The organism is Congregibacter sp., assembly GCF_965662665.1.
Taxonomy (GTDB): Bacteria; Pseudomonadota; Gammaproteobacteria; order Pseudomonadales; family Halieaceae; genus Congregibacter.
In genome coordinates, this window is record NZ_CBFIIF010000008.1 from 83,141 (window position 1) to 97,699 (window position 14,559).

At 51.6% G+C, this 14,559-nt stretch carries 12 protein-coding genes; 4 read left to right on the plus strand and 8 right to left on the minus strand.

Features of this window, described 5'->3' with window-relative positions; translation table 11 throughout:
• Positions 1 to 16 precede the first annotated feature (16 nt).
• The 7 genes from rsmG to rpmH all read right to left on the minus strand — a co-directional run bounded on the left by rsmG (position 17) and on the right by rpmH (position 6,919).
• The gene (rsmG, locus tag ACTG39_RS05465) at positions 17 to 643 is read right to left on the minus strand and encodes a 16S rRNA (guanine(527)-N(7))-methyltransferase RsmG (protein WP_439106529.1); all 627 of its coding nucleotides are present in this window, start codon (positions 641 to 643) and stop codon (positions 17 to 19) included.
• 3 nt (positions 644 to 646) lie between these two features.
• Positions 647 to 2,581 (minus strand): tRNA uridine-5-carboxymethylaminomethyl(34) synthesis enzyme MnmG, encoded by a 1,935-nt coding sequence (gene mnmG, locus ACTG39_RS05470; protein WP_439106530.1) that lies wholly within the window; start codon positions 2,579 to 2,581, stop codon positions 647 to 649.
• A gap of 427 nt (positions 2,582 to 3,008) precedes the next feature.
• The gene (mnmE, locus tag ACTG39_RS05475) at positions 3,009 to 4,373 is read right to left on the minus strand and encodes a tRNA uridine-5-carboxymethylaminomethyl(34) synthesis GTPase MnmE (RefSeq protein ID WP_439106540.1); all 1,365 of its coding nucleotides are present in this window, start codon (positions 4,371 to 4,373) and stop codon (positions 3,009 to 3,011) included.
• A 19-nt stretch (positions 4,374 to 4,392) separates the two neighbouring features.
• The gene (gene yidC / locus ACTG39_RS05480) at positions 4,393 to 6,141 is read right to left on the minus strand and encodes a membrane protein insertase YidC (RefSeq protein WP_439106531.1); all 1,749 of its coding nucleotides are present in this window, start codon (positions 6,139 to 6,141) and stop codon (positions 4,393 to 4,395) included.
• 6 nt (positions 6,142 to 6,147) lie between these two features.
• Positions 6,148 to 6,390 carry a membrane protein insertion efficiency factor YidD gene (gene yidD, locus ACTG39_RS05485; protein WP_439106532.1) on the minus strand — a complete coding sequence of 81 codons (243 nt, stop codon included), beginning with the start codon at positions 6,388 to 6,390 and terminating at the stop codon, positions 6,148 to 6,150.
• Positions 6,387 to 6,737 carry a ribonuclease P protein component gene (gene rnpA / locus ACTG39_RS05490; RefSeq protein WP_439106541.1) on the minus strand — a complete coding sequence of 117 codons (351 nt, stop codon included), beginning with the start codon at positions 6,735 to 6,737 and terminating at the stop codon, positions 6,387 to 6,389. The genes yidD and rnpA overlap by 4 nt, the downstream gene beginning before the upstream one ends.
• 47 nt (positions 6,738 to 6,784) lie before the next feature.
• Positions 6,785 to 6,919, minus strand: a complete 135-nt coding sequence (gene rpmH / locus ACTG39_RS05495) for a 50S ribosomal protein L34 (protein WP_084566938.1) — start codon at positions 6,917 to 6,919, stop codon at positions 6,785 to 6,787.
• Positions 6,920 to 7,678: 759 nt separating this feature from the next.
• Here rpmH and dnaA point away from each other — a divergent pair.
• From dnaA to gyrB, 4 genes are all read left to right on the plus strand, one after another.
• The gene (gene dnaA / locus ACTG39_RS05500) at positions 7,679 to 9,172 is read left to right on the plus strand and encodes a chromosomal replication initiator protein DnaA (protein WP_439106533.1); all 1,494 of its coding nucleotides are present in this window, start codon (positions 7,679 to 7,681) and stop codon (positions 9,170 to 9,172) included.
• A 135-nt stretch (positions 9,173 to 9,307) separates the two neighbouring features.
• The gene (gene dnaN, locus ACTG39_RS05505) at positions 9,308 to 10,411 is read left to right on the plus strand and encodes a DNA polymerase III subunit beta (RefSeq protein ID WP_439106534.1); all 1,104 of its coding nucleotides are present in this window, start codon (positions 9,308 to 9,310) and stop codon (positions 10,409 to 10,411) included.
• A 30-nt stretch (positions 10,412 to 10,441) separates the two neighbouring features.
• Positions 10,442 to 11,566 (plus strand): DNA replication/repair protein RecF, encoded by a 1,125-nt coding sequence (gene recF, locus ACTG39_RS05510; protein WP_439106535.1) that lies wholly within the window; start codon positions 10,442 to 10,444, stop codon positions 11,564 to 11,566.
• Between the two features lie 27 nt (positions 11,567 to 11,593).
• Positions 11,594 to 14,008 (plus strand): DNA topoisomerase (ATP-hydrolyzing) subunit B, encoded by a 2,415-nt coding sequence (gene gyrB / locus ACTG39_RS05515; RefSeq protein WP_439106536.1) that lies wholly within the window; start codon positions 11,594 to 11,596, stop codon positions 14,006 to 14,008.
• A gap of 16 nt (positions 14,009 to 14,024) precedes the next feature.
• Here gyrB and ACTG39_RS05520 read toward each other — a convergent pair.
• Positions 14,025 to 14,559 (minus strand): hypothetical protein (locus ACTG39_RS05520; RefSeq protein WP_439106537.1); only part of this gene is annotated, 535 nt, incomplete at its 5' end.

The following is a 14,559-nucleotide window of genomic DNA, read 5'->3' on the forward strand; positions in this document are numbered from 1 at the left end:
GTTATGTTCATCGCTGCTATTGTTCCGTTTTAGATTGTATCCGCAACAGACAGCGGTCCTCTGACAATCCGGGCACCTGTAAATCAATCATTGATATCTCAAACGCGCCAGATCCTATGCGCTGCAGCTCATCATCGGGACGTTGCCCCTTCATGGCAAGAAACTCCCCTCCAGGAACCAACAGATGCTGACAGCCCGATATCATATCATCGAGGGATGCAAAGGCTCGGGATAAAACGGCATCATAGGCTCGATCCGGAACAAACTCAGCAACTCTTGATTTAATGACGTCCACGTTACCAAGACCTAATTCATTTGAAGCGTGCACCAGAAAACGGGTCTTTTTTCCGTTACTGTCCAGCAACGTGAAATGAGAATCGGGTAAGGCTATGGCCAAAGGTATTCCGGGTAAACCAGCACCTGTACCAACGTCGATAAAACGCTGCACCTGTAAGTGAGGAAGCACCGCAAGACTGTCTAAAAGGTGCCGCGTTACCATCGCTTGCTCATCGCGAACAGCGGTAAGGTTGTAGGCCTTGTTCCAGTGGGAAAGGAGTTTTAAATATTGCAGCAATAGCTGCTGTTGCGCCTCGGACAAGTCAAGCCCGAGGCTGGTCAATCCCTGGCTGAGTTGTTTAAACACCAATCAGTGCGTTTGCTGACGAGCACTCCGAGGCTCTACAGGCGCCTCTGCGGGAGCACTCTGCTGTGAGACACCCTGCTTTCGCTTCATATGAACCAACAGTAAGGAAATAGCCGCAGGCGTAACGCCCGGTATTCTTGACGCGCGCCCCAGGGTCTCGGGTTTTTGGGCTATCAGTTTGTCGCGCACTTCGTGGGACAGCCCCTGAACCAGCGTGTAATCCATATCCAGTGGTAAGGACAGACCTTCGTAGCGTCGGACCCGATCGATCTCATCGCGCTGACGATCAATATAACCCGCATATTTGGCCTGGATGCTGATTTGCTGAGCTGCTTGTTCGTGTTTTACAGCATCGCTATCCAAACCCGCTATATCCGCGTAGTCAATCTCCGGGCGTTTTAGTAGTTCAGCGTAGCTGTACTCTCGTGCCAACGGCTTGCTCAGCTTTGCGCTTAATCCTTCGGCAGCACTACTGCCAGGGTGCACAAACGTCACCAGCAGGCGCTTTTTTTCGTTCTCGATAATGTTTTGTTTTTCGCTGAATTGGGCCCAGCGCTCATCGTCTACCAAACCGAGCTTTCGACCCTGTTCAGTTAGACGGAGGTCCGCATTATCTTCGCGTAGCAGCAATCGATGTTCAGCGCGGGATGTGAACATGCGATAAGGCTCTTTAGTACCCATGGTAATCAAATCATCTACCAACACGCCGAGATAGGCCTCATCTCTGCGCGGACACCAGGGCGCCTCTTCTCGTATCGCGAGTGCGGCATTGATACCCGCTAAAAGTCCCTGCGCGGCGGCCTCTTCATAACCGGTAGTGCCGTTAATCTGCCCGGCGAAATAAAGACCAGAAATGCTTCGTGTTTCCAGGGACGATCGCAAATCTCTCGGGTCAAAGAAATCATATTCAATGGCATAACCCGGGCGTGTGATATGCGCATTTTCAAATCCTGAGATACTGCGCACCAAAGCCATCTGCACATCGAAAGAAAGACTGGTAGAAATTCCATTCGGATAGAGCTCGTTTGTTGTTAAGCCCTCGGGCTCTACAAATACCTGGTGTGATGATTTATTCGCAAAGCGCTGGACCTTGTCTTCAACACTGGGGCAGTAACGGGGGCCCTCTCCCTCAATAACACCGGTATACAAAGGGCTGCGATCGAGCCCGCCACGAATAATGTCGTGAGTCTTCTCGTTGGTATATGCCACCCAACAGCAGCGCTGCTCCGGGTGTTCGCTACGGTCTCCCAAAAATGACATTACCGGTCGGGGAGTATCGCCCCATTGCTGCTCAAGACTATCCAGATCAATGCTGCGCGCATCCAGTCGGGGCGGTGTTCCGGTCTTCAGACGTTCAACTCTGAGCGGTAACTCTCGCAACCGCTCAGCCAAAGTATTGGAGGGGGGATCACCGGCTCGGCCTCCTGCAGAACGGGTAAGACCGATGTGCATCTTGCCCCCGAGAAACGTCCCTGTCGTCAAAATGACTCTTGGTGCTCTGAATCGTAATCCCGTTTGTGTGACAACACCCTGGATCGTGCCATTTTCGATAATCAGATCGTCAACTGCCTGCTGGAAAACCTGTAGTCCCACTTGTGCTTCGATGATTGCGCGGATGGCATTGCGGTATAGAACCCGATCAGCTTGAGCGCGAGTAGCGCGCACTGCCGGACCTTTGCGATTATTGAGCACGCGAAACTGAATACCAGCCTGATCGGTAGCCTTCGCCATGGCTCCGCCGAGGGCATCAATTTCACGAACTAGATGACTCTTCCCGATTCCGCCAATAGCCGGGTTACATGACATCTGCCCCAGGGTGTCTACGGAGTGAGTCAAAAGCAAAGTTGCACAGCCCATCCTGGCTGCGGCTAACGCGGCTTCTGTGCCGGCGTGTCCGCCTCCGATGACAATAACGTCAAACTTTGAAGGATGTTCCATGATTCGATTGTAACTGTTCCGGCGCGTCTTCTGGTGAATTAGCTGGTTTCGGATGTTGTGGAAACGGGGCGCGGATTATAAGTGGCGAGGATCATCCTGCAAGACAATAGTTATATAAGTATTAAAGTACCTTTATATAGGTATGTTTATTTATAGTTATTGTTATTAGGGGAGCCCTTTTTCGGTATAACTACGCTTTCGTTAATAAAATCAAAGCCTTATCTGTCGTGAAAGTGTGTAAATACACCCTGTATTACCTATGTAATGGCGTCGGACGCTTAGGGGATAACTTTGAGCCCGGCTTTGATGTAAGGCCTTGTCCCCAAAGGAACCGTTACCCATACCGACTCTTTACCAGCTTTTCTCGGCGACTTGCAGATTTTGTGGATAAGCTGGTTAAAACGCAGGATAAGATTTTCTTGTGGGCTTACTTGCCTATACAGAAACTAGAGAAGATCTCTCCCAGTAACGCATCACTACTAAAAGACCCTGTAATACTACCCAGGCTGTCCTGTGCATAACGCAGGTCCTCTGCAATGAGCTCTGCTGCTCCGTGGTCCTGGAGTTGATTGAGTCCCTGGTGCAGATGTTCAGCACACTCTTCCAAAGCGAGAACGTGACGCTCTCTGGCACTAAAGTCAGAGGACTCGGTATCACTCATACCCGCAGTAGCCAGCAGGTGTTTACGCAACAGCTCGATTCCTTCACCGCTAAGTGCACTAAGGAAGATTTCTGTGATGTCCCCGGTTTTTAGGGTCGCAGGTGTTTCATTGATATCGCACTTGTTGCGAACCAGGGTGATTGGCACTGCGTTTGGCAAATCACCTTCATGGCTGTTCACTAACTCAGCTGAGTCGAGATGCCCGAGTGATCCGCTGTTATCAACGACCAGAAGAATATGATCCGCAGATTGCATTTCTGTTCGCGCGCGACGAATACCTTCCTGTTCAATAGCATCTGCCGAGTCCCGAAGTCCTGCGGTGTCGACGATATGCAGCGGTAGGCCGTCAATCTGGATGTATTCTCGGAGTAAATCTCGGGTGGTGCCGGGGATGTCGGTGACAATAGCCGTATCTTGCTCTGCAAGTTGATTGAGTAAGCTGGATTTTCCCGCATTGGGCGCACCGGCGATCACCAGTTTCAGACCGTCTCTTAATGTTCGGCCTCGTCGAGCACTCTGTAAGAGCGCAGTGATTGATGACTCAAGTGCTCGTAGTCGTTGCAGAACATCACTTTCAGCGATGAAGTCGATTTCTTCTTCTGGAAAATCAATAGCTGCTTCGATGAATACCCGCAGACGAATGAGTTGCTCAAGGAGGGCATCAACCTTTGTCGAAAACTCGCCGCTTAATGAGCGACTGGCACTGCGCGCCGCAGCTTCGGTACTGCTGCTAATCAGATCTGCTATTGCTTCAGCCTGCACCAGATCGATTTTGTTGTTGAGAAAAGCTCTTTGGCTGAATTCACCGGGTAAAGCTTGTCGTGCGCCGAAGTTTATACACTCCCGAAGGACGGTGCGTAGAAGAACGGGTCCTCCATGACAGTGGAGTTCCGCGACGTCTTCGCCCGTAAAGGAGTTTGGTCCGGGGAATTGAATCAGTAAGCCCTGATCCAGGACCTTGTCCTGACAGTCAGCTATGGAGACAAAGTGCGCCTGTCGAGCAATTGCATCCAGCTTCGTCAACTTCCTGGCGACAGAGAAAGCTTCAGGCCCCGATAAGCGGATGATACCGACGCCACCAGCACCGGGGCCGGTGGCAATAGCGGCGATAGTATCGCTGTCGCTCACCATAAGGTTCACGACAAGAGAGTCAGGCTTTGGCGCCGGCGTTCTCTATCTGCCGGGTAATAACGTATTGCTGGGCCATAGATAGCAGGTTGTTAACTACCCAATAAAGAACCAATCCAGCGGGGAACCACAGGAAGAAGAAGGTAAATATAACGGGTAGCCATTGCATGATCTTCGCCTGCATGGGGTCGGGTGGCGGCGGATTGAGCTTCTGCATAAAGAACATGCTCGCACCCATCATCAACGGTAAGACAAAGTAGGGATCCATGACCGAGAGATCATTAATCCAAAGCATAAAGGGCGCTTGTCGAAGTTCGACGCTCTCCATGAGCATCCAGTACAAAGCGATAAACACGGGCATCTGAACAAGAATAGGTAAGCAGCCACCCATCGGGTTTATCTTCTCTTTCTTATAAAGCTCCATCATGGCTTGAGACTGCTTTTGTTTATCGTCGGCGTATTGCTCTCGAATGTCGGCCATTTTTGGTTGGACCCGCCGCATGTTGGCCATGGACTTGTAACTCGTCGCAGATAGCTTGAAGAAAACAGCCTTAATCAGAACAGTTAGCAGGATGATTGCCGCACCCCAGTTACCCACGATGGCATATATTTTTGTGAGCAACCAAAACAGTGGTTGAGCAACCCACCACAGCCAACCGTAGTCCACGCTGAGCTCCAGAAAAGGAGAGATTTCCTGAAGGCTGTACTGATCCTTTGGCCCAGCATAGAAGCGAGCACTCACTTCAGATTGCGTACCGGGGTCTACAGTCACTGCCGGACTAGTAAAGCCAGCAATATTAAAACCGCTGTTGGTAACCCGGGTACTGTAGGTATGGGTCTGCTCTGGATTAGGAACCCAGGCACTTAAGAAGTAGTGCTGGATCATAGCCATCCAGCCGCCCGTGATCTGCTCGCGAAAGGGCTCTTTACGCATCTTATCGAAGCTGAACTTTTTAAACCGATCGTCGGGTGTTGTCGTTGCGGCTCCCAGAAATGGCTGCATACCCATGCCACCGCCACCACTCGTATCTGCGGCCGTACTGTCTCGTTTGATCTGCCCGAACAGATTGCCCTGCCACCGCTCACTGCTCTGGTTATCGATAATGAAATCCACATCGATGAGGTAGCTGTCGCGGCTAAAGCTGAAACGTTTTGTGATTCGGACGCCGGTCTTGTCTATCCATTCCAGATCAACCTGAAGAGTGTCTGCAGCACCCATGTCGTAACGGTTTGTTGCGCTTTGATAGGTAGCACGGGTCTTGCTGTCGATACCGTCTTTACCGATGAGGCCGCTCTGAGCGACATACACGCGCTTCGCGTTGTTTTCTAAAAGAACAAAAGGGGTGTCCGGGTCGTCGATTTGCGCGAGAAACTTTGCCAGAGCTACTTCGACGATGTCGCCGCCATTGAGATCAATAGCCACTTGTAGACTATCGGTGTAAACCTGGACGATATTATCCATCGTCGACGTGACGGGAGTCGTTGCTTCGGTGTCGGTCGGCGCACTGACCGCAGGTAAATCGTCAATATTGCTGCTATCGGCAGCAGTAACCGGTGTAGCGGGCGGTACATCAGCAGGAAGGTCACCGTTAAGGTTTGCTCCCATGGGAGCACCCGGGGTGCTATCTGAAGAAAGCCCAGGGTCCGCTGTTAACCGAGTCTCGGTAGATATTGTGCCCTCTTTGGCATCCTGAAAATTCACCCACTCGGTCAGCAACATAAATGACAAGAGCATGATCGCGCCGATAAGCAACGTGCGTTGGATATCCATTAACAATTAATCCTGATGATGACAGGCTGGAGGAACGGGGTCTGCGCCCCCTTCATGCCAGGGGTGACAGCGTAGAATTCTAGCGGAAGCAAGCCGAAACCCTTTCCAGGGCCCATGCTCTTCTATGGCTTCAATAGCGTAACTGGAGCAGCTGGGATAATAACGGCAGTGATTACCCATAAAAGGGCTGAGTAGCAGCTGGTATCCGCGAATAAAAACTGTAAGCAGTGTTTTTAGAAGCGCTGTCATGAAGAAGTCGCCGTTAAGCCTAAACGCGCGAACTGTTTGTTCAGGGCTTCTTGTATGTGGGCGCTACTAGCGTCGCGGGCACCAGGACGTGTGAGAACGACGATATCAAGAGACGGCATTTTCGGAGTCAGAACGCGAAAGTGCTCGCGCGCCAAACGCTTGATGATGTTTCTTTTCACTGCTGTGGGAACGTGTTTTTTAGCCACTGCCAGTCCGAGCCTATGTTGAGACAAGTCGTTATGACGAGCTAACAGTAGAAGCTCTTTTTGCCCGGCTTTGTGGTCTGGGTCTTTAAAAACCTGCCGATAATCGGCTGCAGTAAGGAGCCGTTGACTGGGCCGAAACATCGCAGCCACAACAACGGACCTGACGCGCTATTCAGGATTGGTCTGAATTACGCGGCGAGACGCTTGCGGCCTTTAGCACGGCGGCGTGAAATAACGGCACGACCACTTTTTGTAGCCATGCGGCTGCGAAAACCGTGGGTACGCTTGCGCTTTAATACGCTGGGCTGAAATGTTCTCTTCATGTTACTACTCGCTTAAGTCTTTTTTACCGAAACCACCGAACGCTTTGCAGACCTCTGGGCCTGAAGATACGAACGAAAACTTCGTCATTTATGTACTGCCTGGATAAAACTCCGCCACTACCGACGGTACAGGCAAAATTGGGCCGCGCATTGTAGTGAATCGGCGCCGGTTATTCAATGCATGTATCAGAAGATGCTTTGCGTATTTTGCCGCACTTATGGCGGCTCCCAATGGCCCGTCTATCGGGGAGTTTTGCACAGAGCGCACTTCTCGCTGTTGGCGCGGCCTCTGGCGATTGATGAACACTTTTCCCAAAAGATACACACAAGTTATCCACAAAAACAGCGAGCGTGGGAAAACGAAAAGTTTTTTCACCAGAATCCCGCAAAAAAACGTAAACTATTGATTTTTATAACAATACTTCGGTGTTTTTTTTGTCCAGAGATGTGGATAAGTCTGCTGCGGGGGGTTATGATGACCCAATCGACGGTGCACAAGCCCAGGATATCAACAAGTTCACCCGCAGACGGCTTTTTGCTTGTTAGTGGGTGAAAGAGGGGCATTTTGGCAAGTCGTTACGTTTCGGCAGTGAATTTTGATAGAGAGTCTCCAGGCACGACGAAAATCGCCACAAAAGCGGTTGCGGTTTGGAGAAGGGCTCTTTTTGCTATGAACTTCAGCCGATGACCTGTAATAACCATGAAAACTGACCGTCTGGCAGGGTTTTTCGTGATCAGACGGCGTGAAGAGAGTGAACCTTGTCAGAGACAATATGGGCACACTGCAAAAACCGTTTGCAGGATGAGTTACCAGCGCAGCAGTTCAACACATGGATTAGGCCACTTCAGGCTACTTATACAGAGCAGTCCTTACAGCTTTTAGCGCCCAACCGATTTATCTGTGACTTCGTTACGGATAAGTATGGTGACCTGATCGGACAGTTGTTGCGTGAAGTTCAAAGTGGCGAAGCAGAGCTTCAGCTGGAGATTGCCGCTGGCGTTGCGCGATCTGGCGCTTCGACCGCAGTCCCTCTGGCAAACCCCCCTGTTTCTCGAGGCCCTGCTCTTGCGGTAGTGGGTGGCACTGCCGCTGCTGCTGAGGCTGAGTCGGCGGGGGAGATCCCGCAGTCAGGAGTGGAAGCCTTTAGTAACCGAAAGGCGCCATCTCTGGTGGAGAGCACCTTGCACTATGGTCAGGCTAGTAAGTCTGAGGTGCATGAGGCCTTGCAGCACCAGCACAACCTGGTGAGTAACTATACGTTTAATAACTTCGTTGAAGGTAAGTCAAACCAGCTTGCCCTGGCCGCGGCTAATCAGGTGTCAGAGAACCCGGGCGGAGCCTATAACCCACTGTTTCTTTATGGCGGCGTTGGTTTAGGTAAAACCCACCTGATGCACGCGGTCGGTAATGCCTTAAAGATTAATAAGCCGGATGCACGGATTGTGTACCTGCACTCCGAACGCTTTGTCGCCGACATGGTGAAAGCACTGCAACTCAATGCCATTGCAGACTTCAAGCGCTACTATCGATCGGTGGATGCACTGTTAATTGATGACATACAGTTTTTTGCCAAGAAAGATCGTTCCCAGGAAGAGTTTTTCCATACCTTTAATGCCCTGCTGGAAGGTGGCCAGCAAATGATTTTGACCTGCGATCGCTATCCCAAAGAGATTGATGGTCTGGAAGAGCGTCTAAAGTCCCGTTTTGGCTGGGGCCTCACGGTCGCTGTTGAGCCCCCGGATCTCGAAACACGGGTAGCTATTCTGATGAATAAAGCGACCCAGGCGCGCCTTGATTTACCGCCAGATGCGGCTTTCTTTATTGCCCAGAGAATCCGATCAAACGTCAGAGAGCTAGAGGGCGCGCTTAAGAGGGTGATAGCAAGCGCTAACTTCACCCGACGGCCTATCGATGTCGATCTTGTAAAAGAGAGCCTGAAAGACTTGCTTGCCTTGCAGGACAAACAGGTGAGCCTGGATAACATTCAGCGCACCGTAGCCGAGTACTACAAGATTAAGGTCGCTGACCTTAACTCCCGTCGGAGGAACCGATCGGTGGCTCGCCCTCGGCAGGTGGCTATGGCGCTGGCAAAGGAGCTCACGAACTACAGCCTGCCGGAGATTGGCGACAGCTTTGGCGGCCGAGACCATACAACGGTTCTTCATGCCTGTCGGAAGATCCGAGAGCTGCGAGAAATGAGTTCTGATATCCACGAAGACTATAAGAACCTGTTACGGCTCTTAACAACCTGATCGCGCGTTTTGCTCCGCTGTTAAGGGTGGCAATGAGAGGGCTAAATTCTTGCTTTTTTCATCGCCACGATGTGTGCATGATGCGCTAAACTAGAGTGCTTTTTTATCTTGTACGCGGCTGGTTAAGGACTTTTAATGAAATTCCGAGTTTCTCGTGACGCCCTGCTTAAGCCCCTGAATTTGGTGGCCGGGGTGGTAGAGCGTCGACAAACACTTCCGGTGCTCTCCAATGTGCTACTCAACCTTGATGGCAACCGATTATCGATTACCGGCACGGACCTTGAGGTAGAGCTAGTCGGGCGCGTTAATTTGGAAGCAGCCGGGGATGCTGGCGAGATTACGGTCCCTGCGCGAAAGCTGGCGGATATTTGTAAGAGCTTACCGGACGGCTCTGACCTGGAAATTTCAGTAGCGGATAGCAAGGCCACGGTGCGCAGTGGCAGGAGCCGCTTTACCCTGGCGACACTTCCCGCGCGCGAGTTTCCCAACATCGAAGACAGTATTGGGACTCATCAATTCACGCTGAAGCAAAGTGAGCTGCGTCGCTTGATTGAGCGAACGGGCTTCGCCATGGCTCAGCAAGACGTCCGCTATTATCTTAACGGGATGTATTGGGAGTTGCGAGCGGGGCGTTTGCGAGCGGTGGCGACCGACGGACATCGATTGGCGATTTGCACGTTCCCAGGAACGCTCAAAGACCTCGAAGATACACAGGTGATTCTGCCAAGAAAAGGTGTACTTGAGCTATCCCGCTTGATGCAGAACGATGATGAGGAAGTCACGATCATCCTTGGCAGCAATCATCTGCGCGCGACAACCGCCGAATTTACCTTCACATCCAAGCTGGTAGATGGAAAGTTCCCCGATTACGAGCGCGTGCTTCCCAGAGCAGCCGATAAAATTGTGCAAAGCTCGCGAACTGAGCTGCGCCAGTCGTTTACGCGAACGGCAATTCTTTCTAACGAAAAGTATCGCGGTGTTCGACTCAAGTTGTCTGAAGGCAGCCTTGAGATTGTTGCGAACAATCCTGAACAGGAGCAAGCCGAAGAGAGTCTGCCGGTGGAATATTCTGGTGATCCATTGGAAATAGGCTTCAATGTTGGCTATCTCCTTGATGTATTGGGTGTTTTGAGTGGCGAAGAGATACGCTTTTCCTTGTCGGACCCCAACAGCAGCGCGCTTCTTGAGGAAACTGACGGCGGTGATTCGCTATACGTCGTGATGCCTATGCGGCTTTAGGCTGCCTCCGCGTCGGCCGTGCGGAGGAGCATGCCTGTGCTAGCTTCGCTGAATATCCATAACTTGAGAAACCTTACCCAGGCGAATCTGGGGCCTTTGTCTCTGCATAATGTTATTTACGGCATTAATGGAAGCGGTAAAACCAGCTTGCTGGAGGCGGCACACATTCTCGGCACCGCGCGATCTTTTCGGTCCGGCGGAGCGAAATCGCTCATTACTCATGGTGAGCAAAGCTATGTAATCCATGGGGAGCGGCGCTTGCCGGCTGGTGGTGTTGTTTCCATGGGGGTGCAGCGAGAAAAGGCTGGCGGCATGACGCTTCGCTTGGCGGGAGAGCCCTCGCGCTCGGTGTCTCAGCTCGCGGATGAATTGCCGCTTTTACTTATAAATGCAGATAGTTTTGATCTTTTGGTCGGAGAACCAGCGAACCGCCGGCGTTTTATGGATTGGGGAGTGTTTCACGTGGAACATCACCTTCGTGATCACCGTCGACGCTTTCAGCGGGCATTAACACAAAGGAACCATCTTCTCCGTCGTGGTAAACTTGACCCTTCTGAATTAGATGTGTGGACTCGGGATTTAGCGACCCACGCCGAGTTGGTGTCAGAAGGCCGAGAGCGCTTTTTATCAGCACTCAGACAGGCTTTTGAGCCACTCATTAGTGAGTTGGCACCGGAGATTGGTCCGGTAACCCTGAGTTATCGTCGCGGCTGGGATGCCAGCAGTACCTATAGTGAGGCACTGCAACGCAGCTTAGAGAGTGACCAGGAGCAAGGGTTTACTCAGTCGGGTCCTCAGCGCGCTGACATTAAGGTAACGGTAAGTGGTTACTCGGCAGCGGATACTTTGTCGCGAGGCCAGCAAAAGCTGCTGGTTTGCGCGCTTAAGCTCGCACAGGGCCAAATTTTGGCAGGTGAGCAGGGCGACGTGCTCTATTTGATTGATGATCTGCCGTCCGAGTTGGACCCGGAGCGTTGCGAGCGTGTTTGTACGGCGCTTGCGCTTATGCAGGTGCAAACCCTGATCACCTGTGTAAGTCCGTCAGCTATTCCTATGGATTGGCTGGGCTCTGATGCAGAAGTAGCGATGTTTCACGTGAAACAAGGGTCTGTGGCCCCTGTTTCCACCGCAGTTGATAACGGAAAAATGGCTTAAAGCCGCTAAAACACTGGAGTAAGTCTAATGAGCGATGCATCTGATAATTACGATGGATCGAAGATCAAAGTACTTAAAGGCCTTGATGCGGTGCGAAAGCGCCCTGGTATGTATATCGGGGATACCGATGATGGTACGGGCCTGCATCACATGGTTTTTGAGGTTGTCGATAACTCCATTGATGAAGCATTAGCGGGCCACTGCGCCAAGATTCTTATTACGATTCATCCAGATGAGTCGGTGTCCGTGCAAGATGACGGTCGTGGTATTCCCACGGAGATGCATGATGAGGGTGTTTCCGCGGCAGAAGTGATTCTTACCGTGCTTCACGCAGGTGGAAAGTTTGACGATAACACCTACAAAGTGTCCGGCGGGCTGCATGGTGTGGGTGTTTCTGTTGTAAATGCGCTTTCTGAAGAGCTTTGGCTGACAATTTGGCGTGGCGGACGGCGTTTTGAGCAGCGCTATGCTCATGGTGTGCCACAAGGAGCGCTCCAGGATGTTGGTGAATCTGATCAGACCGGAACGCTCATCCGTTTTAAACCTTCAGCAGAAACCTTTACCAATATTGAGTTTGAGTTCGACATACTCGCAAAACGTCTGCGAGAGCTGGCATTTTTGAACTCGGGAATAGAAATTCTCCTGAATGACGAGCGCTCCGGTAAAGAAGACCGTTATTTCTACGAGGGGGGCCTCAACGCCTTTGTTGACTACCTAAACCGCAACAAAACCCCCATGCACAAAGCATTTCATTTCCAAAGCGAAACTGAAGACGGAACCGCCGTCGAAGTAGCACTGCAGTGGAATGACTCCTACCAGGAAAATATTTTCTGTTACACGAACAATATCCCTCAGCGAGATGGTGGAACGCACCTGGCGGGTTTTCGTTCCGCATTGACACGGACTCTCAACGGTTACATTGAGCGCGAAGGTTTGGCGAAAAAAGCCAAGGTAAACACTACCGGCGACGATGCTCGGGAAGGTTTAACAGCAATCGTCTCTGTAAAAGTGCCTGATCCCAAGTTTTCGTCGCAGACTAAAGACAAACTGGTCTCTTCAGAGGTGAAAACGGTTGTAGAGCAGGCCATGAACAGCCGCTTTAGCGAGTATTTACTCGAGAGTCCTGGCGAAGCCAAAGCGATTGTGACCAAAATGCTCGACGCAGCGCGCGCAAGAGAGGCTGCACGAAAGGCTCGGGAGATGACTCGCCGCAAAGGCGCTCTGGATATTGCCGGATTGCCGGGAAAACTGGCGGACTGCCAGGAAAAGGACGCCTCGCTCTCCGAGATCTATCTGGTTGAGGGTGACTCGGCCGGTGGTTCAGCAAAACAGGGCCGTAACCGGCGCTTTCAGGCAATCCTGCCTCTTAAAGGTAAGATTCTGAATGTCGAAAAAGCACGTTTCGACAAAATGCTGGCTTCGGTCGAAGTAGGAACGCTGGTAACCGCACTGGGTTGTGGTATTGGCAAGGAAGAGTTTGATCCCGATAAGTTGCGTTATCACAGCATTATCATCATGACGGACGCGGACGTGGATGGTTCACACATTCGCACACTGTTACTGACGTTCTTCTTCCGTCAGATGCGAGAGCTTATTGATCGTGGCCATATCTTTATTGCGCAACCACCGCTGTACAAAATCGCCAAGGGCAAGCAGCACCAGTATCTGAAAGATGACGCGGCTTTGGCTGAGTTTCTGACGGCTTCTGCGTTGGAGGGTGCCGCGCTCTATGTGAACGCGGATGCGCCTGCGATCAGCGGTGAGTCTCTCGCCGAACTGATTCGACAGTATCAGTCTGTAGAGGCGATTGTGACGCGTCGCAGCCGGCACTACCCCGAAGAACTGGTGTGGGAGTTGGTGTTTGGTCCTCGCCTAAGCGAGGCAGATCTTGGTGACAAATCCGCGGTCGAACAGTACTGTAGCGATATGAGTGAGCGCTTACTTACCCTAAAGACCAAGGGTACTAGCTACTCTGTGGAGCCAAGAAGTGATGATCAGGAAAACTGGTATCCATTGGTTCGTATGATTGCGCACGGCGTGGAGCGTCCAATCCAGCTCAAGCCAGAGTTTTTCCGATCAAAAGACTACGCGGCTATGGCGGCGCTCGGCGAGACTCTTAACGACCTGATTGACGAAACGGGTTACTTTCAACGCGGTGAAAAGACCCACCAGACTCAAAGCTTTGTATCCGGCTTGGAGTGGCTCATGACAGAAGCGCGCCGGGGTTATTACATTCAGCGTTATAAGGGCCTCGGTGAAATGAACCCAGAGCAGCTTTGGGAAACCACCATGGACCCTGAAAGCCGTCGGATGCTGCAGGTGACTGTCGATGATGCTATGCGAGCGGATGAGATATTCACCACGCTGATGGGTGATCAGGTAGAGCCGCGCCGGGAGTTTATCGAGGAAAACGCGCTTTACGTGTCCAATTTGGATGTGTGAGGCGTGCTACTGCCAGTCATTGCTGATGGCCGGCTGAAGCAGTGGATTCCAAAAACGGCAACTCAAATGGTACAAAGCAACTGCCGTAGCGTTCGATTCGGTTATGAGCGTAGGTTTCCATGTACGGCGTAAACTCTTCGATGTAGGTGTCATCTGCGCTGTAGCCGATGACTTCTATTTGCTCCAGGGTTTGTCTCGCTATACGTTCAAGAAAACCGCTCTGTAGGTCGGAGTAATGCAGTAACTCCAGGTATCGAGTTCGATCACTCGCGCTGATGTCTCGCGCTACAGCTAGCACCTTAAGTTTGGACAATGCCTCGAAGATATCCTGCTGCTTGAGCCGGATTAAGTTCGTGCTTGTGAATATGTTATCCAAAGCGCGTCGGCGGTCCGCGTCCATGAGGCCAATAGCTTCGCCACCTTGCTCTGCACTCCACACCGGAGACCCCCACATCCGATATGGCGTGGGGAGAAAGAAATGGACCCCATAAATTGGACAGCTCGATAAGTGCATTCCCAAGTTATGCCGCAAACCTGACGGCAGATTCGTA

Coding starts and splice junctions, on each gene's coding strand:
- yidD (WP_439106532.1), bottom strand. CDS start 6,390: ATGACAGCGCTTCTAAAAACACTGCTTACAGTTTTTATTCGCGGATAC.
- rpmH (WP_084566938.1), bottom strand. CDS start 6,919: ATGAAGAGAACATTTCAGCCCAGCGTATTAAAGCGCAAGCGTACCCAC.
- mnmG (WP_439106530.1), bottom strand. CDS start 2,581: ATGGAACATCCTTCAAAGTTTGACGTTATTGTCATCGGAGGCGGACAC.
- dnaN (WP_439106534.1), top strand. CDS start 9,308: ATGAAATTCCGAGTTTCTCGTGACGCCCTGCTTAAGCCCCTGAATTTG.
- gyrB (WP_439106536.1), top strand. CDS start 11,594: ATGAGCGATGCATCTGATAATTACGATGGATCGAAGATCAAAGTACTT.
- recF (WP_439106535.1), top strand. CDS start 10,442: ATGCCTGTGCTAGCTTCGCTGAATATCCATAACTTGAGAAACCTTACC.
- mnmE (WP_439106540.1), bottom strand. CDS start 4,373: ATGGTGAGCGACAGCGATACTATCGCCGCTATTGCCACCGGCCCCGGT.
- yidC (WP_439106531.1), bottom strand. CDS start 6,141: ATGGATATCCAACGCACGTTGCTTATCGGCGCGATCATGCTCTTGTCA.
- rnpA (WP_439106541.1), bottom strand. CDS start 6,737: ATGTTTCGGCCCAGTCAACGGCTCCTTACTGCAGCCGATTATCGGCAG.